Source organism: Aeromicrobium sp. 10G20-16, from assembly GCF_055809665.1.
On the sequence record NZ_CM147919.1, the window covers coordinates 3,181,234 to 3,203,321 of the forward strand.

General features: G+C 70.6%; 20 protein-coding genes and 2 pseudogenes. 19 read left to right on the forward strand and 3 right to left on the reverse strand.

Going from position 1 to position 22,088, the window contains the following annotated elements; translation table 11 throughout:
- Nucleotides 1-155: 155 nt before the first annotated feature.
- The 4 genes from rplS to AC0L5F_RS16395 all read left to right on the forward strand — a co-directional run bounded on the left by rplS (nt 156) and on the right by AC0L5F_RS16395 (nt 2,241).
- The gene (rplS, locus tag AC0L5F_RS16380) at nt 156-506 is read left to right on the forward strand and encodes a 50S ribosomal protein L19 (protein ID WP_473314494.1); all 351 of its coding nucleotides are present in this window, start codon (nt 156-158) and stop codon (nt 504-506) included.
- A gap of 65 nt (nt 507-571) precedes the next feature.
- The gene (gene lepB / locus AC0L5F_RS16385; RefSeq protein WP_473314495.1) at nt 572-1,255 is read left to right on the forward strand and encodes a signal peptidase I; all 684 of its coding nucleotides are present in this window, start codon (nt 572-574) and stop codon (nt 1,253-1,255) included.
- Nucleotides 1,252-1,899 (forward strand): ribonuclease HII, encoded by a 648-nt coding sequence (locus AC0L5F_RS16390; protein ID WP_473314496.1) that lies wholly within the window; start codon nt 1,252-1,254, stop codon nt 1,897-1,899. The genes lepB and AC0L5F_RS16390 overlap by 4 nt, the downstream gene beginning before the upstream one ends.
- Before the next feature lie 30 nt (nt 1,900-1,929).
- Nucleotides 1,930-2,241 (forward strand): DUF2469 domain-containing protein, encoded by a 312-nt coding sequence (locus AC0L5F_RS16395; protein WP_473314497.1) that lies wholly within the window; start codon nt 1,930-1,932, stop codon nt 2,239-2,241.
- 14 nt (nt 2,242-2,255) lie between these two features.
- Here AC0L5F_RS16395 and AC0L5F_RS16400 read toward each other — a convergent pair whose 3' ends face one another.
- Entirely contained in the window at nt 2,256-3,896 is a 1,641-nt protein-coding gene (locus AC0L5F_RS16400; protein WP_473316214.1) for a dihydropteroate synthase, read from the reverse strand.
- A gap of 108 nt (nt 3,897-4,004) precedes the next feature.
- Here AC0L5F_RS16400 and AC0L5F_RS16405 point away from each other — a divergent pair, with 108 nt between their 5' ends.
- The 5 genes from AC0L5F_RS16405 (at nt 4,005) to AC0L5F_RS16425 (ending at nt 8,833) form a co-directional block, all read left to right on the forward strand.
- Nucleotides 4,005-4,367, forward strand: coding sequence for a YraN family protein (locus AC0L5F_RS16405; RefSeq protein ID WP_473314498.1), 363 nt, complete (start codon nt 4,005-4,007; stop codon nt 4,365-4,367).
- 10 nt (nt 4,368-4,377) lie between these two features.
- Nucleotides 4,378-5,949, forward strand: coding sequence for a YifB family Mg chelatase-like AAA ATPase (locus tag AC0L5F_RS16410; protein WP_473314499.1), 1,572 nt, complete (start codon nt 4,378-4,380; stop codon nt 5,947-5,949).
- A 280-nt stretch (nt 5,950-6,229) separates the two neighbouring features.
- Nucleotides 6,230-6,865, forward strand: a complete 636-nt coding sequence (gene dprA, locus AC0L5F_RS16415; protein ID WP_473314500.1) for a DNA-processing protein DprA — start codon at nt 6,230-6,232, stop codon at nt 6,863-6,865.
- Nucleotides 6,866-6,926: 61 nt separating this feature from the next.
- Entirely contained in the window at nt 6,927-7,907 is a 981-nt protein-coding gene (locus AC0L5F_RS16420) for a Rossmann-fold NAD(P)-binding domain-containing protein (RefSeq protein ID WP_473314501.1), read from the forward strand.
- On the forward strand, nt 7,904-8,833 hold the full coding sequence (locus AC0L5F_RS16425) for a tyrosine recombinase XerC (RefSeq protein WP_473314502.1): 930 nt from the start codon (nt 7,904-7,906) through the stop codon (nt 8,831-8,833). The genes AC0L5F_RS16420 and AC0L5F_RS16425 overlap by 4 nt, the downstream gene beginning before the upstream one ends.
- Nucleotides 8,834-8,907: 74 nt before the next feature.
- Here AC0L5F_RS16425 and AC0L5F_RS16430 read toward each other — a convergent pair whose 3' ends face one another.
- Nucleotides 8,908-9,351: a MarR family winged helix-turn-helix transcriptional regulator gene (locus tag AC0L5F_RS16430; protein WP_473314503.1), complete on the reverse strand. Its 444-nt coding sequence runs from the start codon at nt 9,349-9,351 to the stop codon at nt 8,908-8,910.
- 291 nt (nt 9,352-9,642) lie between these two features.
- Between AC0L5F_RS16430 and AC0L5F_RS16435 the strand changes: the two genes are divergently transcribed.
- Nucleotides 9,643-9,900, forward strand: a complete 258-nt coding sequence (locus tag AC0L5F_RS16435) for an OsmC family protein (protein WP_473314504.1) — start codon at nt 9,643-9,645, stop codon at nt 9,898-9,900.
- Nucleotides 9,901-9,915: 15 nt separating this feature from the next.
- On the opposite strand, the gene AC0L5F_RS16440 is transcribed toward AC0L5F_RS16435, so the two are convergent.
- Entirely contained in the window at nt 9,916-10,806 is an 891-nt protein-coding gene (locus tag AC0L5F_RS16440) for a peptidoglycan DD-metalloendopeptidase family protein (RefSeq protein ID WP_473314506.1), read from the reverse strand.
- A gap of 318 nt (nt 10,807-11,124) precedes the next feature.
- Here AC0L5F_RS16440 and rpsB point away from each other — a divergent pair.
- The 9 genes and pseudogenes from rpsB to AC0L5F_RS16485 form a co-directional block, all read left to right on the forward strand.
- A pseudogene (gene rpsB / locus AC0L5F_RS16445) lies at nt 11,125-12,072 on the forward strand (30S ribosomal protein S2); the annotation flags it as partial.
- 138 nt (nt 12,073-12,210) lie between these two features.
- Nucleotides 12,211-12,282: pseudogene (locus tag AC0L5F_RS16450) on the forward strand (sunset domain-containing protein); the annotation flags it as partial.
- 39 nt (nt 12,283-12,321) lie between these two features.
- On the forward strand, nt 12,322-13,137 hold the full coding sequence (tsf, locus tag AC0L5F_RS16455) for a translation elongation factor Ts (protein WP_473314507.1): 816 nt from the start codon (nt 12,322-12,324) through the stop codon (nt 13,135-13,137).
- A 25-nt stretch (nt 13,138-13,162) separates the two neighbouring features.
- A complete protein-coding gene (gene pyrH, locus AC0L5F_RS16460) occupies nt 13,163-13,912 on the forward strand; it encodes a UMP kinase (protein WP_473314509.1) in 750 nt (249 codons plus the stop codon).
- Nucleotides 13,913-13,945: 33 nt separating this feature from the next.
- A complete protein-coding gene (gene frr, locus AC0L5F_RS16465; protein WP_473316215.1) occupies nt 13,946-14,500 on the forward strand; it encodes a ribosome recycling factor in 555 nt (184 codons plus the stop codon).
- Nucleotides 14,490-15,377 (forward strand): phosphatidate cytidylyltransferase, encoded by an 888-nt coding sequence (locus AC0L5F_RS16470; RefSeq protein ID WP_473314510.1) that lies wholly within the window; start codon nt 14,490-14,492, stop codon nt 15,375-15,377. Before frr ends, AC0L5F_RS16470 begins: the two co-directional genes overlap by 11 nt.
- A 29-nt stretch (nt 15,378-15,406) precedes the next feature.
- A complete protein-coding gene (locus AC0L5F_RS16475; protein WP_473314511.1) occupies nt 15,407-18,736 on the forward strand; it encodes a transglutaminase family protein in 3,330 nt (1,109 codons plus the stop codon).
- A complete protein-coding gene (locus AC0L5F_RS16480) occupies nt 18,733-21,189 on the forward strand; it encodes a circularly permuted type 2 ATP-grasp protein (protein ID WP_473314512.1) in 2,457 nt (818 codons plus the stop codon). The genes AC0L5F_RS16475 and AC0L5F_RS16480 overlap by 4 nt, the downstream gene beginning before the upstream one ends.
- A complete protein-coding gene (locus AC0L5F_RS16485; RefSeq protein WP_473316216.1) occupies nt 21,189-22,067 on the forward strand; it encodes a transglutaminase family protein in 879 nt (292 codons plus the stop codon). The genes AC0L5F_RS16480 and AC0L5F_RS16485 overlap by 1 nt, the downstream gene beginning before the upstream one ends.
- The last annotated feature ends 21 nt before the right edge of the window (nt 22,068-22,088 follow it).

The window sequence follows — 22,088 nt, forward strand, 5'->3', positions numbered from 1 at the left end:
CCCGGGTGGGCGATTTCGGGGTCGGGCGGTGTCTGTGGCAAACTTGGAGGTCGGCGCCGACGTCTCTGCCGCAGGGGCGACGTCGAGATGACGCCGACATTCTCGAACTCTCACCACATCCGTCGGTGACCTGTGGCACCAGCGAGGAGCCCCCCATGACCAACATCGTCGATCAGGTCGCTGCAGCATCGTTGCGCACCGACCTCCCCGAGTTCCGCGCCGGCGACACGCTGGACGTGCACGTCAAGGTCATCGAGGGCTCGCGCTCGCGTGTGCAGGTGTTCAAGGGCGTCTGCATCAAGGTGCAGGGCTCCGGCATCGGCCGCACCTTCACGGTGCGCAAGGTCAGCTTCGGCGTCGGCGTCGAGCGCACCTTCCCGCTGCACACCCCGGTCATCGACAAGATCGAGGTCGTCACCCGCGGTGACGTGCGTCGCGCCAAGCTCTACTACCTGCGCAACCTGCGCGGCAAGGCTGCCAAGATCAAGGAGAAGCGCGACGTCTGATCGCGCTCTCCGCGGTCGGCCCGGCCGCACGGCCACCTGCACACTCACCGGATAGAGTCGAGCGTGTGACTGAACATCGCGAAGCGACGTCCCAGAAGAAGCGTCAGCTTCCCGTCTGGCAGGAGTCGATCCTGCTCGTCGTCACCGCCATGGTCATGGCCGTGATCGTCAAGACGTTCTTCCTGCAGGCCTTCTACATCCCGTCCGAGTCCATGGAACCGACCATGAAGCCGGACGACAAGATCCTGGTGCAAAAGGTGTCGTACTGGGCCGGAGACGTCCACCGCGGCGACATCGTGGTGTTCGACGATCCCGGCGGTTGGCTCGACGAGGCCGATTCGCGGCGCGCGAGCAACGGGCTGCAGCGCGCGCTGGAGGCCATTGGTCTGTATCCCACCGGCGGCCACCTCATCAAGCGAGTCATCGGCGTCGGGGGCGACACCGTCAAGTGCTGCAACGCCGAGGGCAGGCTCACGGTCAACGGGACGCCGTTGGACGAGCCCTACCTGCTCGACGAGACCGCGACCCGCACCATGCCGTTCGAGGTCAAGGTGCCCCAGGGGTATCTGTGGGTCATGGGCGACAACCGCAACAACTCCGCCGACTCGCGAGCCCACCTGGGCGATCCCGGCGGCGGATTCATCTCCCAGGACGCCGTCGTCGGCAAGGCGTGGTTGCGCGTGTGGCCGCTCGGCCGCGCGGGCTTCATCCGCTCGCCCAGCACGTTCGACGACGTCAAGAGCCCATGACGCGACTGGCACGTGGCGCCACGGTGCGCCGTGACGCCGGCCTGTACGGCTACGAGAGGGCCTTGTCGCGGCAGGGCTTCGACGTGGTCGCCGGGGTCGACGAGGCCGGTCGTGGGGCGTGCGCCGGCCCCCTGGTGGCGGCAGCGGTGGTGCTCGATCGCGCGATCCCCGGACTGGCCGACTCCAAGCTGCTCACCGAGAAGCGCCGCGAAGCCTGCTACGACCTGATCATGAAGCGCGCTGCCGACGTGTCGGTCGTCGTCGTCGCACCCGGCGAGTGCGACCGGATGGGTCTGCAGCAGGCCAACATCGCCGCGTTGCGGCGGGCGTTGTGGAGGCTGTCGGTGCGGCCGTCGTACGTGTTGACCGACGGCTTTCCCGTCGACGGGTTGGGCGTGCCCGGTCTGGCGGTGTGGAAGGGCGATCGGGTCTCGGCATCCATCGCGGCGGCCTCGGTGATCGCCAAGGTGACACGCGACCGCATGATGGTGCAGCTGCACGAGCAGTTCCCGGCATACGATTTCGCCACGCACAAGGGCTACAGCACGCCGACCCACCAGCAGGCTCTGCGCGACCACGGCCCGTGCTCGGAGCACCGCACCCAGTACGTCAACGTCAAGGCCGCCATGGAGGCGCACGCATGAGGCACGAGCAATGAGTACGAGGCACGAGCAATGAGCACCGAGGACCTGGAGCGGTACGAGTCCGAGATGGAGCTCGCCCTGTATCGCGAGTACCGCGACGTCGTCTCGATCTTCAAGTACGTGGTCGAGACCGATCGCCGGTTCTACCTGTGCAACGCCGTCGACGTGAAGGTGCGCTCCGAGACCGGCGACGCCTACTTCGAGGTGTCCATGACCGACGCGTGGGTCTGGGACATCTACCGGCCGGCCCGGTTCGCCAAGAACGTCAAGGTGCTGACCTTCAAGGACGTCAACGTCGAGGAGCTGCAGGACTCCGACGTCAAGGTCCCCGACGCGAAGTAGCCCACCCCAGGGCTCTAGTCGGTCTGCACGTCCAGCCGCTGCAGTGCACCGAGCACCGCGACCATCTGCGGCACCTCGTGGGTGCGGTACATGCCGGTGCCGCCGAGGTGTGCCAGCACGGCGAAGAAGCTCTCGGCGATGCGGAACTGGTCCTCGAACAGGTCGAACGCGTGCGGCACCGAGTGGCAGATCGGCAGCCCGAGACGACGTAGCCGGAACGAGTTGAGCAGCACCGATGTCTGGTGGCGTGCACGGGCCACGTGGTCGTCCATGGCGAACCCGAAGCCCACACCCGGATCGAGCACGAGGTGCTCCACGCCATGGGTGCGCGCGTTGTCGATGCGTCGGGAGAACTGGTCGAGCATCTCGGGGAACGGGTCGGCCACGACGTCGCTGGCCCGCAGCGAGTCGACTGCGCGGGCGTGCGCTCCGTTCACGTGGCACAGCACGACGGTGGCGCTGAACTCGGCCGCGAGGTCGAACATCGCGTCGTCGTCGGTGGAACCGGTGAGGTTCACCGCGCGGGCGCCGGCGGCCAGCGCGGATCGCACGGTGGCGGGCGTGTAGCTCTCGACCGAGACGGCGATGTCGTCGGTGGCGAGCGCTTCGATCACGGGCACCAGGCTGTCGACCTGGTCAGCCGGCTCGACGCGCGCCTTGTCGGCGTTGCTGGACTCGGCGCCGAGGTCGATCAGGTGGGCGCCCTGTGCGGTGAGCACGCGCGCTCGGCGGATGGCGGACTCCGTGGTGGTGGCGACGCTCTCGCGGTACGTGGAGTCGCGCGAGAGGTTGACCACCCCCATGACCACCGGTTCGGTGTCGGTCTCGAAGGTGCGGTCGCCGATGCGAAGTGGAGCCACGGCATGGTCCAGGTCGTCGGCATGGCGAGAGGCGAGCTCGACCAGCTCGCGCAGACCGATCACGCCGACTCCGGTCGCAGGTAGCGCACCATCAGGAAGCTTCTCCGCGTGCAGCACGTGGCGCATCTCGAACTCGGCCACCCGGTCGAGTCCGTGGGTGCGAGGTGTCTGCGCCGTGCCGGCGAACGTGGGGGAGACGGTGATGTCGGCCTCGTCGAGCAGGCCGTCGGCCACCAGTGACTCCAGCAGGGTCGGGCCGCCCTCGCACACGATGTGGCGCAGCCCGCGCTTCTCGAGCACGTCGACGACGGTGCTGGCCGCGACGTGCTCGTCGTCGGTCACCTCCACGTCGCAGACCTCGCGCGCCTTCTCCACGCGTGGGCGATCGGCCGTCGAGCCGGTGATCACCAACGGGCGCATGGTCGACTCGGTGAACAGGGGGTCGTCGAGGTCCAGATCGAGCGAACCGGTCACGATCGCGAGGACCGGTGCCGGTGCCTGGCCGCTCGCCGCGCGCCGTTCGGCGTCGTCGGGCTTGGCCTTCATGGGACCGTACTTCTCGGCGCGGATGGTGCCGGCGCCCACGAGCACGACGTCGGCGAGGCGGCGCACGGCGTCGAGGACCTGCTTGTCGACGTCGGACGAGATCGACCCGCTGAGCCCGTCGGGCCCGGCGGCGGCGCCGTCCAGGGTGGTGACCATCATGGCCCGGATCCACCTGCGGCCGTCGGGCCACGGATAGGCATCGAGCACCTGGGCGTCGTCGAGGGTTCCCGTGCGGGGGCCAGCGATCATCTCCACGCGGCCAACCTATCCGTCCACAGCCAGTCGGGCTCGCCCTCGATGTCCACAGCGGGCAGACGCACGATGGTTCCCGAACCGCGCCGCGGCGAGGGTCGTGGCATGACCTACGCACACAACAAGGGCCTCGGCGACTACGGCGAGAAGGTGGCGGCCCGACACCTGGAGTCGCTCGGCATGGTCGTGCTCGCGCGGCAGTGGACCTGCCGGTTCGGCGAGATCGACATCGTCGCGCGCGACGGGTCCACCCTGGTGATCTGCGAGGTCAAGACGCGATCGTCCACGCGGTACGGCGGTCCGTTCGAGGCCGTCACGGGGCACAAGGCGGCTCGGCTGCGTCGCCTGGCCACCGAGTGGCTCGCCGTGCACGACGTCCATCCACCGGCCGTGCGCATCGACGTCGTGTCGGTGGTGCTGCCCACGGCCGGTGCGCCCGTGGTCGAGCGGATCGCGGGGGTGGCCTGAGGTGGCCGGCGTGACCCACTCGGTGACGCTCGACGGGCTGGCGGGCCGATCCATCGAGGTAGAGGCCGACATCTCCGGTGGTCTTCCGCGCACCGTCATCGTCGGACTGGCCGATGTCATGGTCAACGAGGCCCGCGACCGGTGTCGCTCGGCGATCGCCAACTCCGGGCGGTCGTGGCCGGACCAGCGCGTCACCATCAACCTGGCTCCGAGCACGCTGCCCAAGAGCGGATCGCACTACGACCTCGCCATCGCCCTCGCCGTGCTGGCCGCGCAGGACACCGTGCCAGCAGCGGCCCTGAAGGACGCGGTGTTCCTCGGTGAGCTCGCGCTCGACGGTCGGTTGCGCGCCATCCGCGGCGTGCTGCCCGCCACGTTGGCGGCCGCCGAGGCGGGCTTCGATCGCGTGTTCGTCCCGGAGGTCAACGTCGCAGAGGCTGAGCTGGTGGACGCGGTCACCGTCGTGGGTGTGCGGTCGCTCGGACAGACCGTCGCCCTGCTCACCGGCACCGAGGAGCCCGACGATCCGCCGGTCCCGCCGCTGGAGGAGGTCGGGGGAGCGGCCTGGACGTCGGCCGACCGGTTGGCTGACCTCGACCTGCTGGACGTGGCGGGGCAGGAGGACGCGCGACTCTCGGTGGTCATGGCAGCGGCCGGAGGCCACCACCTGCTCATGACCGGTCCGCCCGGAATCGGCAAGACCATGCTGGCGCAGCGGCTGCCCGGGCTGCTGCCGGATCTGACGCACCAGCAGTCCCTGGAGGTCAGCGCGGTGCACTCGATCGCCGGTGTGCTGCCGAGTGACTCCCCGCTGCTGGTGCGCCCGCCCTTCCTCGACCCGCACCACACCGCCAGCGCGGTGTCGATCGTCGGAGGCGGCAGCCGGGTGATTCGTCCGGGTGCGCTGTCGCTGGCGCATCGCGGCGTTCTGTTCATGGACGAGGCGCCCGAGTTCGCCTCCAACGTCATCGAGGCGTTGCGACAGCCGCTGGAGAGCGGACGGATCGTGGTCTCCCGAGCCGCGCAGACGGCCGCCTATCCCGCCCGCTTCCAGCTCGTCCTCGCGGCCAATCCGTGTCCGTGCGGACTCGACGGAGCAGCCGGCGAGCAGTGCCGGTGCTCGCCGCTGATGCGCCGGCGGTACGCCGATCGTCTGTCCGGGCCGATCCGCGACCGCATCGACATCCACCGCACCCTGACCGCGCCGGCGCGCCCCGAGCTGGCCGCCGCGGTCGGCAACGGGCGCAGCAGCACAGCGCTCAAGGAAGCCGTCACCGCGGCTCGCGAACGCCAGTCCGCGCGGCTTGCAGGCACCCCGTGGCAGGTCAACGCCGACGTCCCGGGCGCCGACCTGCGGCGACAGTGGCCGGTGCTGCCGGCCGGACGCGAGCTGATCGACGCCCAGCTGCGGGGCCACGCGCTCAACCCCCGATCGGCCGACCGCGTGCTGAGGTTGGCCTGGACCGCAGCCGATCTCGCCGGTCACGAGACGCCCACGGTCGAGGACGTCGAGGCCGGGCTGGCGCTGCGACGGGGCACCCCGCTCGGCGGTTCGGTGCGCGACCTGGTGCAGGCGTCATGAGAACCCAGGCCGCGGCACGTCTCGGGCTGAGCCTCCTGGTCGAGCCGGGCGATCCACGCCTGCGCGACCTGCTCGAGGTCCACCCGCCGTCACGGGTGCTGGAGGCCGTGCTGGGCCGGGAGCGACTCGACGGGTTCGAGCTGCCCACGTCGTGGAGCGACCGATCCGACGAGCTCGAACGACTGCGCGACCAGGCGCGCGATCGTGCGGGGTCAGCCGGGCTGCGATGGGTGTGTCCCGGTGACCCTCAGTGGCCGAACAGCTGGAGGATCTGGATCACGTGGAGCCGCTGCAGGACACCGCAGGTGCGCCGCTGGGTCTGTGGATCCGTGGAGCAGCGCGCATCGACCAGCTCGTGGACAGGTCCGTCGCCGTGGTCGGCGCCCGATCGTGCTCCACGTACGGGGCCGAGCTGGCCGGTGAGATCGCCGCCGACCTCGCGGCCGGCGGCCACACGGTCGTGAGCGGAGCGGCCTACGGCATCGATGCCTGTGCCCACCGCGGCGCACTGGTCGTCGATCGGCCCACCGTCGCCGTCCTCGCCTGCGGTGCCGATCGGGTGTACCCGGAGGCGCACACCACGATGCTGGACCGCATCGTCGACGAGGGCGGGCTCGTGGTCAGCGAGCAAGCCCCGGGGGCCTCGCCGCTGAAGCACCGCTTCTTGTCGCGCAACCGCATCATCGCGGCACTGTCGCAGGGCACCGTGGTGGTCGAGGCCCAGCAGCGCAGCGGCTCGCTCAACACGCTGCACTGGGCCGACCTGCTCGGACGCGCCACCATGGCGGTGCCGGGTCCGGTCACGTCACAACGGTCGGCCGGCGCCCACGCCGCCGTGCGCGCCGGCAAGGCGGTGCTGGTCACCTGCGGCGCCGAGGTCGTCGAGGAGGTCGTCGGCCTCACCCAGCCCGCGTGAGTGTGTACGCCAGGCGTGAACACCCCTGGCGCCGGCTCGCCGGTCGTGATTCGCTCCGAGCATGGGAGACGTGCTGGTGCTCGGCGGGACCTCGTGGCTCGGGGGAGAGGTGGTCCGGGCCGCGGTGCGGTGGGGTCATCACGTGACGTGCCTGGCGCGCGGCGAGTCCGGAGACGTGCCGGCCGGCGCCACGCTGGTCGTGGCTGACCGAGCACGCCCACACGCCTACGATCGCGTCGCGGGACAGCGCTGGGATGTCGTCATCGACGTCGCTCGCCAACCGGGGCAGGTGCGTGCGGCCGTCGCGGCGCTGGGCGACGCCGCGTCGCAGTGGACGTTCGTCTCGACCTGCTCGGTCTATGCGGACCAGAGTGGGCCTCTGACCGAGGACTCCGGGTTGCTCGATCCGGCCGAGGGCGACGAGGTGGGACCCGAGCAGTACGGCGAGGGCAAGGTCGCCTGCGAGCGCGCTGTGCAGTCCCTGCCGGGCTCGCTGATCGTGCGAGCGGGTCTGATCGGCGGGCCGGGCGACCCGTCGGATCGCCTCGGCTACTACGTCGCCCGTCATACGCTGGCCGGCGATGGTCCGGTGCTCGTGCCCGACGTGCCGACCCAGCCAGCCCAGGTCATCGACGTCCGCGACCTCGCGCAGTGGCTCGTCGTGGCGTCGTTCGCACGTCGATCCGGGATCGTCAACGCCGTGGATCGGCCCACCACGGTCGGTGCGCTGCTGGACCTCTCCGGGGCGACCGCAGCCGCCGGGGAACAGGTGTCGGTGGCACCGGACGTCCTCGCTGACCACGGCGTCCAGCCGTGGATGGGCGACCGCTCACTCCCGCTGTGGCTCCCTGCGTCGCACCACGGCATGGGCCTGATGGACGATGCCCGCATCCTGGCCGCAGGGCTGGAGCGTCGACCGCTCGAGGACACGCTGGCCGACGTCCTGGTCGACGAGCGCGAGCGCGGACTCGATCGTCCACGGCGCGCCGGTCTCACGCGGTCCGAGGAGCTCGAGCTCCTCGACGGCAGACTGCAGTCATGACGGATGCGCCGGATCTCAGCGAGGCGTGGGCGCGGGTCCTCGGCGAGTACGAGCAGCATCTCGTCGCCGAGCGGGACCTGTCCGCCCATTCGGTCCGCGCCTACCTCGTGGACCTGGCCAACCTGGCGCAGCACTGCGGCCGCCTCGGGATCGCCGACCCGGCCGACCTGACGATCCGCTCGTTGCGCAGCTGGTTGGCCACCCAGCAGACGCTCGGCCGGGCCAGGACCACCATCGCTCGGCGCGGGACGGCGGCGCGGGTGTTCACGGCGTGGCTGGCGAGGACCGGCCGGGCTGAGGCCGATCCCGGTGCGCTCCTGGTCAGCCCCAAGGCGCACCGCGAGCTGCCCGAGGCGCTGTCGCTGGTCGAGATCCGCGCCGTGCTGGACGCCGCCACGGAGGCGTTGGTCACCGACGGTGCGGCAGGCCTGCGCGACCTCGCCATGCTCGAGCTGCTCTACGCGACGGGCATCCGCGTGGGTGAGCTGGCCGCGATGGACGTCGACGACGTCGATCGCGGCCGGAACGTGGTGCGCGTCCTCGGCAAGGGCCGCAAGGAGCGGACGGTGCCGTTCGGCGGTCCGGCCTCCGATGCCCTCGACCTGTGGGTCGAACGCGGCCGTCCCGAACTCGTCGTCGACGGCAGCGGCTCCGCCCTGTTCCTCGGCGTCCGTGGAGCCCGCATCGATCAGCGAGCGGTGCGCCGGGTGGTGCACGATCGGTTGTCAGCCGTGGAGGGAACACCCGACTTGGGTCCGCACGCGCTGCGGCACACCGCGGCCACGCATCTGCTCGAGGGGGGCGCTGACCTGAGGTCGGTGCAGGAGATCCTCGGCCACGCGTCGCTCGGCACCACGCAGATCTACACCCACGTCAGCACCGAGCGTCTCCGCAGCGCCTACAAGCTCGCCCACCCCCGCGCCTAAAGCCCCGAATTTTGCGGGCCCAGGCACGGTTCTCGACCTGAGGAACGGTGCTTCAGCCCGCAAAATTCGGGGCTTCAGCAGGGGAGGGCGTCGATCAGGGTGCGGAGGCGGGACTGGAGGTCGCGGGCTGCGGACTCGTCGAGACCCATGGCGTCGCGGATCTGGCAGTCGAGGTCGTCGAAGCGTGCGGACAGCTCGCGTCCGGCGGCGGTGAGGTCGATGTCGACGACGCGCTCGTCGTCGGTGCTGCGCGTGCGGCTGAGCAGCCCCGACGACTCCAGACGGCGCAGCAGGGGAGTGAGCGTGCCGTGGTCCAGGTGCAGCTCGCGTGCGATGGCCGACACCGGGCGGGCCGGCCCGTCGCTGAGCAGTCGCACGACCAGGTACTGCGGATAGGTCAGGCCCAGCTCGCCCAGCAGGGGCCGGTAGCAGGCGGTGACGGCCCGCGATGCCGCGTACAGGTCGAAGCACAGCAGGTCGTCGATCGTGGCGCTGCGCGCCGTGGGTGTGGTCGTCATCTGGGCCTCCTGCCTTGCGTGGACGATATCACGTGTGTACGTTCATCTTGTGCACAAGACATTCTGGTGCACGACACCGAGCATCCGCCATCAGAGGAGCAGACATGCCCACACGTACCGCACGCACCGCCTGGAACGGCACCCTCGAGGAGGGCTCCGGCCAGGTCGAGCTGACCAGCTCCAAGATCGCCACGTACGACGTCTCGTTCCCCAAGCGCGCTGCTGACGACGCCGGCGGCACGACCAGCCCCGAGGAGCTGCATCGCCGCGGCGCACTCGTCGTGCTTCGCGATGCAGCTCTCGGCCCTGATCGCGGCCGCGGGCGGCACGCCGGAGTCGCTCGAGGTGACCGCCGACGTCTCGCTCGGCCCGGACTCCTCGGACGGTGGCTTCAAGCTGACCGGCATCGCCCTCAAGGTGACCGGTGAGGTCAACGGCCTCGACGAGGCCGGATTCGAGAAGGCCGCGGCCGACGCCAAGGCCGGCTGCCCCGTGAGCAAGGCCCTGTCCGGCGTCGAGATCACGCTGGAGACCGAGTACGTCAGCTGACCTCTCGTCCAGCTGCTACAGGAGCTGCGCGGGGTCCACGGTGTGGCCCCCGCGCAGCACCATGAAGTGCAGGTGACACCCGGTGGCCAAGCCGGTGGCGCCGATGCGTCCGACGACCTGGCCGGCCGACACCCGGTCGCCGCGACGCACCGATCGCGACGACAGGTGGGCGTACCCGGTCTCGAGGTCACCACGATGGTCGATGACGACCCGCCGGCCGTAGGCGCCGTCGGTGGGCGTTCGCGTCACGACTCCCGCTGCGGCCGCGTGCACCGGGGTGCCGCACGGTGCTGCGAGGTCGGTGCCGTCGTGCAGCTTGCGCACACCGGTGATGGGGTGCACCCGCATGCCGTACGGCGACGACACGGGGCCGGCCACCGGCCGTCGGAGCACGCCGCCGGCACCGGCAGGAGGCGGCGGTGGCGGGCCCTCGGGGGAGATCAGCCGGAACCGTCCGCCGCCCAGCAGGTCGAGAGGATCGAGGTACTCGTCGTCGGCGACGCGTCCCAGGTGCAGGCACGGGCCGGGGCAGTGGCTCGGCCCGGGCTGCAGCGTGCCGATGACCTGGCCGCGCTCGATGGCGTCCCCCTGGCGGACGCCGGCGCTCACGGGCTGGTAGGTCGATCGCTGGTCGCCGTGGTCGATGGTCACGACGTCGACCGATCCCACCCGGCCGACGAACGCCACGGTGCCCGGAGCCACCGCCCGGACGGGGGTGCCGGCGCGCGCCGCGATGTCGATGCCGCGGTGCCCGGCCCCGTACTCGGTGGCCGGAGGGTCGAAGGTGCGACCGAGGCCGGCCCGTCCCACGGGCCAGGTCCACGACTCCGCAGCGACGGCCGGGATGGCGATCGCCGTGCAGGCCGCCATGACGGTCAGGACGAGCAGGACACGAAGGTTTCGCATGCGTCGAGACTCGATCCTGCGCTGGTGCGGTGCCAGCGCTCGGACGCGAGCTGTGGACGGAGCGGTCGATTCCTCGATCTGTGGATCCCGCCGATTTCTCTGCTGGCTGCGACCTGCCGTACAGTGGTGCCATCACTTCTTCGGAAGTGAAATTCGCGCGCCCGTCCCCGTCTTGACGCGAGAGCTGAAAGCCGGACGCGGTCCTGGTCTCCCCACCACGGTGAGGAGCGGGCCACGTTGCACGGGTGCCAGGCCGCCGACAACCGTCGGTGGAACACAACCAGGAATGGCACACGTGTGCCACAAGGAGGTACGACCATGGCCGTCGTCACCATGCGCCAGCTGCTCGAGAGCGGCGTTCACTTCGGGCACCAGACCCGTCGGTGGAACCCGAAGATGAAGCGATTCATCCTCACCGAGCGCAACAGCATCTACATCATCGACCTGCAGCAGTCGCTGGCCTACATCGACGCCGGGTACGAGTTCGTCAAGAACACCGTCGCCCGCGGCGGCACGATCCTGTTCGTCGGCACCAAGCGCCAGGCGCAGGAGCCGATCGAGGAGCAGGCCAAGCGCGTCGGCATGCCCTACGTCAACCAGCGCTGGCTCGGCGGCATGCTCACCAACTTCTCGACGATGCACCAGCGCCTGCAGCGCATGAAGGAGCTCGACGAGATCGACTTCGACGACGTCGCCGGCTCCAACCGCACCAAGAAGGAGCTGCTGCAGATGAGCCGTGAGCACGCCAAGCTCACGCGCACCCTCGGCGGCATCCGCGAGATGGGCCGCACCCCGGCCGCCGTCTGGATCGTCGACACCAAGAAGGAGCACCTCGCCGTCGACGAGGCGCGCAAGCTCGGCATCCCGATCGTCGCGATCCTCGACACCAACTGCGACCCCGACGACGTCGACTACCCGATCCCGGGCAACGACGACGCCATCCGCTCGGTGGGCCTGCTCACCCGCGTCATCGCCGACGCCGTCGCCGAGGGCCTGATCGCCCGCGGTGGCAGCAAGACCGGCGAGGAGGAGGCCGGCACCGAGCTCGGCGCCGACGAGCCCCTGGCCGACTGGGAGCGCGAGCTGCTGGAGAAGAAGGACGCCGACGCCGCTGCAGCCACCGCTGCTCCGGCCGCCGCCGTCGACGCTCCCGCCACCGACGAGAAGGCCGCTGCCGCCGAGACCGCCCCGGTCGACGCCGCCCCGGCCGCGGAGGCTCCCGCCTCGCCGGCCACCACCACCGGAGCCGGCGTCACGCCGCCCGAGGGTGCCACCGCCACCGCCCCGTTCGGTCCCGGCTCCAAGGCCCCGCTCAAGAGCGGCAACGCCCCCAAGGGCTACCCGGTCAAGGGCAACGCCGACTCCGGCAAGTACCACACCGAGGACGGCCAGTGGTACGAGCAGACGATCGCCGAGGTCTGGTTCGACACGCCCGAGTCGGCCGAGGCGGCCGGCTTCACCCGCGCCGGCGCCTGACCGCCACCCCACCCACACGCACGAAGGGACACCTGTCACATGGCCATTGCAGCCGCTGACGTGAAGAAGCTCCGCGACGCCACCGGCGCGGGGATGATGGACGCCAAGAAGGCGCTGACCGAGGCCGACGGCGACTTCGACGCCGCCGTCGAGGCCCTGCGCATCTCGGGTGCGGCCAAGGCGGCCAAGCGCGGCGCCGAGCGTGAGGCCTCCTCGGGCCTGGTCGCCAACTCCGGCACCGCGATCGTCGAGCTCAAGTCCGAGACCGACTTCGTCGCGAAGAACGAGCAGTTCATCGCGCTCGCCCAGGAGCTGGCCGAGGCCGCCGACGCCAGCAAGCCGGCGTCGGCCGAGGAGTTCGCCGAGTCGACCCTGTCCAGCGGCAAGACCGTCGCCCAGTCGATCGCCGACCTGGCCGCGGTCATCGGCGAGAGCTTCGAGCTCGGCCGCGTGGCCGCGTTCGACGGTGACGTCGCCACCTACATGCACCGCCGCGCCAGCGACCTGCCCCACGCCGTCGGCGTGCTGGTGCAGTTCGAGGGCGGCGACGCCGAGGTGGCACGCTCCGTGGCCATGCAGATCGCGGCCATGCGCCCGCGCTACCTGACCCGCGACGAGATCCCCACCGAGATCGTCGACAAGGAGCGCGAGATCGCCGAGGCGACCGCTCGCGAGGAGGGCAAGCCCGAGCAGGCGATCGCCAAGATCACCGAGGGCCGCCTCAACGGCTTCTTCAAGGACGTCGTCCTGCTGGAGCAGCCGTCGGTCACCGATGACAAGAAGACGGTCCAGGCCGTCGTCGACGCCGCCGGCGTGAAGCTCACGCGCTTCGCGCACATCGAGGTCGGCTCCTGACGGACGCCGCAAGGAGAGGACGCGCATGACCACTGCCGAGCACGAAGCATCGACGGAGTCTGCGCGTCCCGTGCGGCGTGTCCTGCTCAAGCTGTCCGGTGAGGTGTTCGGGGGCGGCAAGCTCGGGATCGATCCCGACGTCGTCAACGGCATCTCGGCGCAGATCGCCGCGGCGGTCCAGGAGGGCGTCGAGGTCGCCATCGTCGTCGGCGGTGGCAACTTCTTCCGCGGGGCCGAGCTGAGCCAGCGCGGCATGGAGCGTTCGCGCGCGGACTACATCGGCATGCTGGGCACCGTCATGAACGCCCTCGCGCTGCAGGACTTCATCGAGAAGCAGGGCATCGACACCCGCGTGCAGTCGGCCATCACCATGGGCCAGGTCGCCGAGCCGTACATCCCGCGCCGCGCCATCCGCCACCTCGAGAAGGGCCGGGTCGTGATCTTCGGCGCGGGCGCCGGCATGCCGTACTTCTCCACCGACACCGTCTCGGCGCAGCGCGCACTCGAGATCAAGGCCGACACCGTCCTGATGTCCAAGAGCGGTGTCGACGGCGTCTACACCGCCGATCCGCGCACCGACGCCTCGGCCCGCAAGCTCGACGAGGTGACGTTCGCCGACGCCCTGCAGCAGAACCTCAAGGTCGTCGACGCGGCCGCGTTCGCGCTGTGCATGGAGAACCGTCTGCCCATGATCGTCTTCGGCATGGAGGGCGAGGGCAACATCGCGCGAGTCCTGCGTGGTGAGAAGATCGGAACGCTGGTCCACGCCGACTAGGCGTGCAGCGCAACGGAAGAAGGAAGCATCGTGATCGATCAGACCCTGCGTGACGCCGAGTCCAAGATGGAGAAGGCCGTCGAGCACACCCGCGAGGAGTTCGCGGCCATCCGCACCGGCCGCGCCCATCCGGCGATGTTCTCCCAGATCACGGCCGAGTACTACGGCACCCCCACGCCGCTGCAGCAGCTGGCCGGATTCCAGGTCCCCGAGCCGCGCACCGTGATCATCAGCCCGTACGACCAGGGTGCCAAGGCGGCCATCGAGAAGGCGATCCGCGAGTCGGACCTCGGCGTCAACCCGTCCGACGACGGCAAGGTGCTGCGCGTGACGCTGCCCGAGCTCACCGAGGAGCGACGCAAGGAGTACATCAAGCTCGCCAAGTCCAAGGCCGAGGACGGCCGCGTCGCCGTTCGCGGCGTGCGCCGCAACGCCAAGCAGGCGATGGACCGGGCCGAGAAGGACTCCGAGATCAGCCAGGACGACAACACCGGCGCCGAGAAGCGCCTCGACGGCCTCACCAAGAAGTACGTCGACATGGTCGACGACCTGCTCAAGAACAAGGAAGCCGAGCTCCTTGAGGTCTGAGCCTGCGCCACAGGCATCAGATCCACCTTCGGCCGACCCCTCCACCGACGACGCTGCTCCCGCGAAGAGCAGGGCCGGACGGGACCTGCCCGCCGCCATCGCGGTGGGGCTCAGCCTCGTCGCGATGGTGTTCGCCTCGTTGTTCCTGTTCAAGGACGTCTTCGTCGCGGTCGTCGCGATCGCCCTGACGATCGGGTTGTGGGAGCTCGGCCGAGCCGTTCGCACCGCGGGTATCGCCATGCCGTTGCTGCCCGTGGCAGCCGGCGGCAACATCATGCTGATCGGCGGTTACTACGGCGGCATGGAGACGGCAGCGGTCGCCATGGCACTCACGGTGATCGGACTGCTGGTCTGGCGACTGAGCGACGGGGCCGACGGCTTCGTGCGCGACACGACGGCCGGCATCTTCGCGTTGTCGTACCTGTACCTCATGGGCGTGTTCGTGGTGCTCATGCTGGTCGAGGACGACGGCCCGTGGCGGGTGGTCGCGTTCATCCTGGCCACCATCGCGTCGGACATCGGCGGGTACATCGCCGGCGTCCTGTTCGGCAAGCACCCCATGGCGCCGACCATCAGCCCCAAGAAGTCCTGGGAGGGCGTGGCCGGCTCGCTCACGGTGGGGGTCGTCGCCAGCGCCCTGTTCGTCGTGCTCGTCCTGGACGGCCCGTGGTGGGCCGGTGTGCTCCTCGGCGTCGCCGGTGTGGTCTTCGCGACGCTCGGCGACCTGTCGGAGTCGCTGATCAAGCGCGACCTCGGGATCAAGGACATGGGCGATCTGCTGCCCGGCCACGGTGGCATCATGGACCGCCTGGACTCGCTGATCGCCGTCGCGCCGATCGCCTGGCTCGTGCTGTACACGTTGGTCCCGGTTACCTGAGCGACACACCCACGAGGCAGGCTGGTCCCATGTCCATCAAGGTCGCGCTCGAGCACCGCACCACCTACTCCTTCGAGCGACCGGTGCGACTCGGGCCCCACGTCGTGCGTCTGCGGCCCGCCCCTCACACGCGCACCCCCATCGAGGCGTACGCCCTGGACGTCACGCCCACCCGCGACGCGAGCGGGGTCGCCGCTCCCCACTTCATCAACTGGCAGCAGGACCCGTTCGGCAACTGGATGGCCCGTCTGGTCTTCCCCGAGCCGGTCCACGAGCTCGACATCACGGTCGGCCTGGTCGCGGACCTGGTCTCGATCAATCCCTTCGACTTCTTCGTCGAGGAGTACGCCGAGCGGTTCCCGTTCTCGTACGAGCCCGAGCTGGCCGCCGACCTGGCGCCGTACCTGAGGCCCGTGGCGGAGCAGGGCGGTGAGGGCGAACCCGGTCCCGTGGTGACCGCGTGGCGCGAGGCGCTGCCGCCGGTCGACCCCGATGGCGTGCCGATCGTGACGTTCCTGGCCAACCTGAACGCGGCGGTCAATCGCGACGTCGCCTACTCGGTGCGGATGGAGCCCGGCGTCCAGAGTCCCGACGAGACGCTCGGGCGGGCGATCGGATCGTGCCGCGACAGCGCGTGGCTGCTGGTCTCCCTGTTGCGCCAGTACGGTCTTGCCGCGCGGTTCGTGTCCGGCTACCTGGTGCAGCTGACGTCGGACCAGGAGGCGCTCGGAGGAGGTGCCAACGGTCCGGCCGAGGACTTCACCGACCTGCACGCCTGGACCGAGGTCTACGTCCCGGGCGCCGGCTGGGTGGGCATGGACCCCACGTCGGCGCTGTTCGCGGGCGAGGGCCACATCCCGCTGTCCGCCACACCGCACCCCTCCTCGTCCGCGGCGATCTCGGGGCTCACCGAGCCGACGTCGGTGGAGTTCTCGTTCTCCAACACCGTCACGCGGGTGCACGAGGACCCGCGGGTCACCAAGCCGTACACCGACGAGGCCTGGCAGCGCATCGATGCGTTGGGACAGGCGGTCGATGACCGGCTGGATGCGGGCGACGTGCGCCTGACCCAAGGTGGCGAGCCCACCTTCGTGTCGCTCGACGACATGGTCTCGCCGCAGTGGAACACCGACGCCGACGGTGACGACAAGCGTCGCCTCGCCAGCCAGCTGGCCGACACGCTGCGCGAGACGTTCGCCGCCGGCGGCGTCGTGCACCGTGGTCAGGGCAAGTGGTACCCGGGCGAGCCGCTGCCACGCTGGCAGATCGCGATGCAGTGGCTGAAGGACGGCACCGCCATCTGGTCCGACCCGACCCTGCTGGCCGACCCGTGGGACGAGTCCGCTGCCGTCGACGACGCGCCGGTGCGTGCCGAGCAGCTGGCCCGTGAGATGACCCGCCTGCTGGGTCTGCCGCCGGAGCAGCTGCGTCCCGCGTTCGAGGATCCGCTGCTCCAGCTGGCCGCCGACCTGCGCCGACCCGACGGCGAGCGCCCCGACTCCGATCCGACCGCTCCGACCGCCGCGACGGTGGCCGAGCTCGACGAAGGTGTCGACGAGCCCACCGGTTGGGTCCTGCCGATCGCCACGGGCGAGGAGTGGGTCAGTCCCGACTGGTCGCTGCGCCGCGGACGGCTGGTGCTCATCCCCGGCACGTCGGCCGTCGGACTGCGGCTGCCGCTCGACGCCATCAGCTGGACCGACCCCCAGGCCAGCGGCGACCCGTCGTACCTCGAGGCCGGACCTGCCATTCACGCCGGTATCCCCTCCGTGCCCGTGGTGTCGGTCGAGGACCAGCCCACCACCGCCCTGGCCATCGAGGGCCGTGAGGGCCACGTGCACGTCTTCCTGCCCCCCACCGAGCGGCTCGAGGACTACGTCGACCTGCTGCACGTCATCGACGTCGCCGCATCCTCGCTCGCGCAGCCGGTCGTGATCGAGGGCTACGGACCCCCGCCGGACCCACGGCTGACCCAGCTGGTCGTCACGCCCGACCCCGGTGTCATCGAGGTCAACGTGCAGCCGTCCGGCTCGTGGGCCGAGCTCCGCGACCTCACCCTGTCGCTGTACGGCACGGCCCGCGAGCTGCGGCTGTCCACCGAGAAGTTCGACCTCGACGGCACACACACCGGCACCGGCGGCGGCAACCACATCACCCTCGGTGGCGCCCAGCCGGCCGACTCGCCCATGCTGCGTCGTCCCGACGTGCTGGCCAGCATGGTGGCGTACTGGCAGCGCCACCCGGCGTTGTCGTACCTGTTCTCCGGCCGGTTCATCGGCCCCACCAGCCAGGCGCCACGGTTCGACGAGGGGCGCCCGGAGGCGGTGTACGAGGCCGAGATCGCCCTGTCGGAGATCGACCGGCTGGCCGCGGAGTCATCTGACGCTCCCGCACCCCCGCTGTGGCTCGTGGATCGCTCGCTGCGGCACATCCTCACCGACCTCACCGGCAACACGCACCGCGCCGAGTTCTGCATCGACAAGCTCTACAGCCCCGACTCGGCCCGTGGCCGGCTCGGCCTGCTCGAGCTGCGCGGGTTCGAGATGCCGCCGCACCCGCAGATGGCGCTGGTGCAGTCGCTGCTGGTGCGCTCGCTGGTGGCGATGTTCTGGGAGCAGCCCTACCGTCAGCCTCTGGTGCGCTGGGGCACGGCGCTGCACGAGGACTTCCTGCTGCCGCAGGGCGCCATCGCCGACATCGGAGCCGTCGTGGCCGACCTGCGGGCGTTCGGCATCGACTTCGACCCCACCTGGCTCGACCCGTTCACCGAGTTCCGGTTCCCGCGGATCGGCTCGACGAGCATCGCCGGCATCACGATGGAGCTGCGCAACGCCATCGAGCCGTGGCACGTGCTGGGCGAGGAGGCCACCGCGGGCGGCACGGCCCGGTACGTCGACTCCTCGGTCGAGCGCGTGCAGGTCATGGTCGACGGCGTGGTTCCGGGACGACACGTCGTCACCTGCCAAGGTGTTCCCGTGCCCCTCACACCCACCGGTCGCGCCGGCGAGTACTTCGCCGGAGTGCGCTATCGCGCGTGGCAGCCGCCGTCGGCGCTGCACCCCTCGATCGAGGTGCACTCGCCGTTGACCTTCGAGGTCGTCGACATCCAGGCCGCGGTCTCGCTCGGTGGCGCCACCTACCACGTGGTGCACCCCGGGGGCCGGGCCCACGAGAACCCGCCGGTCAACGCGCGTGAGGCCGAGTCGCGACGCAGCGGACGGTTCGAGGCGCTCGGCCACACCGCCGGCAGTGTCGACGTCGCGGCCATGACGGCGCTGGGCCGCCGTGCCGAGACGCCGGAGTACCCGCACACGCTGGACCTGCGCCGGGTGCTGCGCACGCGTGAGGCTGGTCGGTGACGGCGCTCGGTGACTATGCGGCAGCCGTCAGCCAGCCCGCGCTGACCCCTCAGGTCACCACCCGATACGACGAGGTCATCGCACCCGACGGGTCCTTGCGACCGGCCTGGGCGCCGCTGGCCGAGAGCGCGGTCCAGCTGACCGAGACCGAGCTGCGCCGCGTCGAGGGCGACATCGAGCGGTTCCTGGCCAACGACGGCGTCACCTACACGCCGCCCGACGGCGATCCCGAGGCGTGGCGGCTCGATCCGATGCCCCTGGTGCTGACGGCCGAGGAGTGGGCGCCGCTGGAGATGGGGCTGGCTCAGCGCACCGAGCTGCTCAACGCGATTCTCGTCGACCTCTACGGGCCGCAGACCGTGATCTCCTCGGGCGTCCTGCCGCCGGCCGTGGTCTTCGGACACAGCGGCTTCCTGCGTGTCGCGGCGCGAGCGTCGGCTCGCGACCCTCAGCCGCTCCTGGTCGCGGCCGCCGACCTCGGGCGCAACGCCCATGGCGAGTGGCAGGTGCTCGCCGATCGGGCCCAGGCGCCGTCCGGCATCGGCTACGCGATGGAGAACCGTCGGGTCATCTCCCGGGTCATGCCCGAGCTGTACCGCCGAGCCGGCCTGCACCGCATGGCCCCGTTCTTCCAGGCGCTGCGTGCCACCCTCATCGAGGCCGGGCCCGACGACCGCGCGAATCCTCGCGTCGTCGTCCTGTCGCCCGGCACGCACTCCGAGACGGCGTACGACCAGGCCTTCGTCGCCTCCAGCCTCGGCTTCCCGCTGGTCGAGGGCAGCGACCTGGTCATGCGCGACGGCGCGGTCTGGATGCGGGTGGTCGGGCGGCTCGAACGCGTCGACGTCATCCTGCGCCGGGTCGACGCAGCGTGGAGCGACGCGCTCGAGCTGCGGAAGGACTCCCAGCTGGGCGTGGCGGGTCTGTCCGAGGCGGTGCGGCGCGGCACCGTGCGCGTCGTCAACGGGCTGGGCGCCGGTGTGCTGGAGAACCCGGCCCTGATGCCGTACCTGTCGCAGCTGTGCGAGGTGCTGCTCGACGAGCCGCTGCGTCTGCCGTCGGTGCAGACGTGGTGGTGCGGCGACGATCGGTCCCGCGAGCAGGTCCTGGACCGCCTCGGCTCGGTGGTGGTGCGTTCGATCGACGGCCCCGACGATCTCGGCCATCTGCCGCACGACACGCTGCGCGAGATGATCCGGACCGAGCCCTACCGCTATGTCGGCCAGGAACCGGTCGCGCTGTCGCAGTCGCCCACCCTGCAGGCGCGCGGCGTGCAGCCGATGACGCTGTCGCTGCGCACCTTCACGATGAAGTACGGCTCGGGCTACCGGCCCATGGTGGGCGGGCTCGCCAACGTGTACGACGGTGTCGTCTCGGCCTCCAGCAAGGACGTCTGGGTGCTCAAGGAGCGCCCCGAGGACCCCGACCAGGGGCTGGCCGACGTGCTGCCCCTGACCAACGTGCGTGCTCCGGCGGCCATGGTGCCTCGCATCCTGGAGGACATGTTCTGGCTGGGCCGCTACGGCGAGCGGGCCGAGGACATGCTGCGGCTGGTGATCACGGCCCACGGCTCGGCCCAGGACTTCCGCAACCGCCCGCACAGTGCCGGCGGCGCCAGCCTTGCGGTCATGATGGGCGTCATCGAGCGGCTCGCCGGACGGTCCACCACCGACGACCACGACGAGCGCTTCCGCTCGGTGCTGCTCGATGCGCACCGGCCCGGATCGGTCGCCCAGTCGATCAGCGCTCTGCGTGACGCAGCCCAGAGCGTGCGCGACCAGCTCTCGCCCGACACCTGGCACGCGTTCGGCAGCACGGACCGCGCCTCCGCTGCGCTGCGCAGCTACCCCTACAGCCACCAGATCTCCGAGAGCGCCGGCCGCATGCTCACCGGGATCCTGGCGCTGCACGGCGTCACGGCCAACATGATGCGCGACCCGGGATGGCACCTGATCGGCATCGGTCGGTCGGTGGAACGCGGCCTGCAGCTCACCCATCTGCTGCGCCACACGGCCACGGTCCGTCGCGGCATCGACGTCGACCGCGAAGTGCTCAGCGCGGTGCTGACGGCGGCCGAGAGCAGCGTCACCCATCAACGTCGGTATCGCGGGTACGTGCGTGTGTCCAGCGTCCTCGAGCTGTTGCTGCTCGATCCGGAGAATCCACGATCGCTCGCCTTCGGCCACGCGCGCATGCGTGAGCACCTGGCCGCGCTGCCGGAGTCGTCCGGCGCCAGCCGCCCCGAGCGACTCCTCGACGATCTCGTCGAAGAGCTCGAGCGGGTCGACATCCCCGCGCTGGTGGCCATCGAAGGAGAGCGCCGACCCAACCTGGAACGCTTCCTCGACGCCTACCTCGATGCGCTGAGCCGACTGGCCGACTCGATCGGTCAGGTGCACTTCGCCCCTGCGCCCGTGCCGCGGGTGTTCGGCTTCGCGACGGTCCGCGAGTGATGGGCATGCGCTACCGCATCAACCACCGCACCACGTACACCTACGACGACGACGTGTCGGACAGTCTCGGGATCGCCTACCTCGTGCCGCGCACGATGGACTGCCAGCGGGTGCTGCAGCACGACGTGCAGATCGACCCCGCACCGGCGGATCGTTCGATCGACGCCGACTACCACGGCAACACCGCCACCTACTTCCAGGTGACCGAGCCGCACCGCACGCTGGTGGTGCTGGCGACCAGCGAGGTCGAGTCCGAGACGCCGGTGCACGACGAGGCGTCGCTCGCGCAGCCGTGGGAGCAGGCACGCCCGGCCCACCGGCCCGACGTGCCCGACGCGTGGCGCGCGGCCGACTTCAGCCTGCGATCTCCGCTGATCGACCATCCGCAGGACGCCGCCGAGTACGGTGCGGTCTCGCTGCAGCCCGGTCGTCCGGTGGGGGAGGCGGTCACCGATCTCATGCACCGCATCCACGCGGACTTCGTCTACGACAAGACGGCCACCACCGTCACGTCGACCATCCACGACGTGTTCGAGAAGCGGGCGGGCGTCTGCCAGGACTTCGCCCACCTCACGCTGGCGTGCCTGCGATCGCACGGGATGGCCGCGCGGTACGTCAGCGGCTACCTCGCCACCACGCCGCCGCCGGGCAAGGAGCGCATCGTCGGTGCGGACGCCACCCACGCCTGGGTCGCCGTGTGGGTGCCGGGTGGTGGCTGGCTGGCCGTGGACCCGACCAACGACCAGTGGGTCAACGACCGCTACGTCACGGTGGCATGGGGACGCGACTACGCCGACGTACCCCCGGTCAAGGGCGTCATCTTCACCGAGGCCAAGACCTCGACCCTCACCGTCTCCGTCGACGTCGCCCCGATCTGACCCGCCGCTCCGGCCATCTCG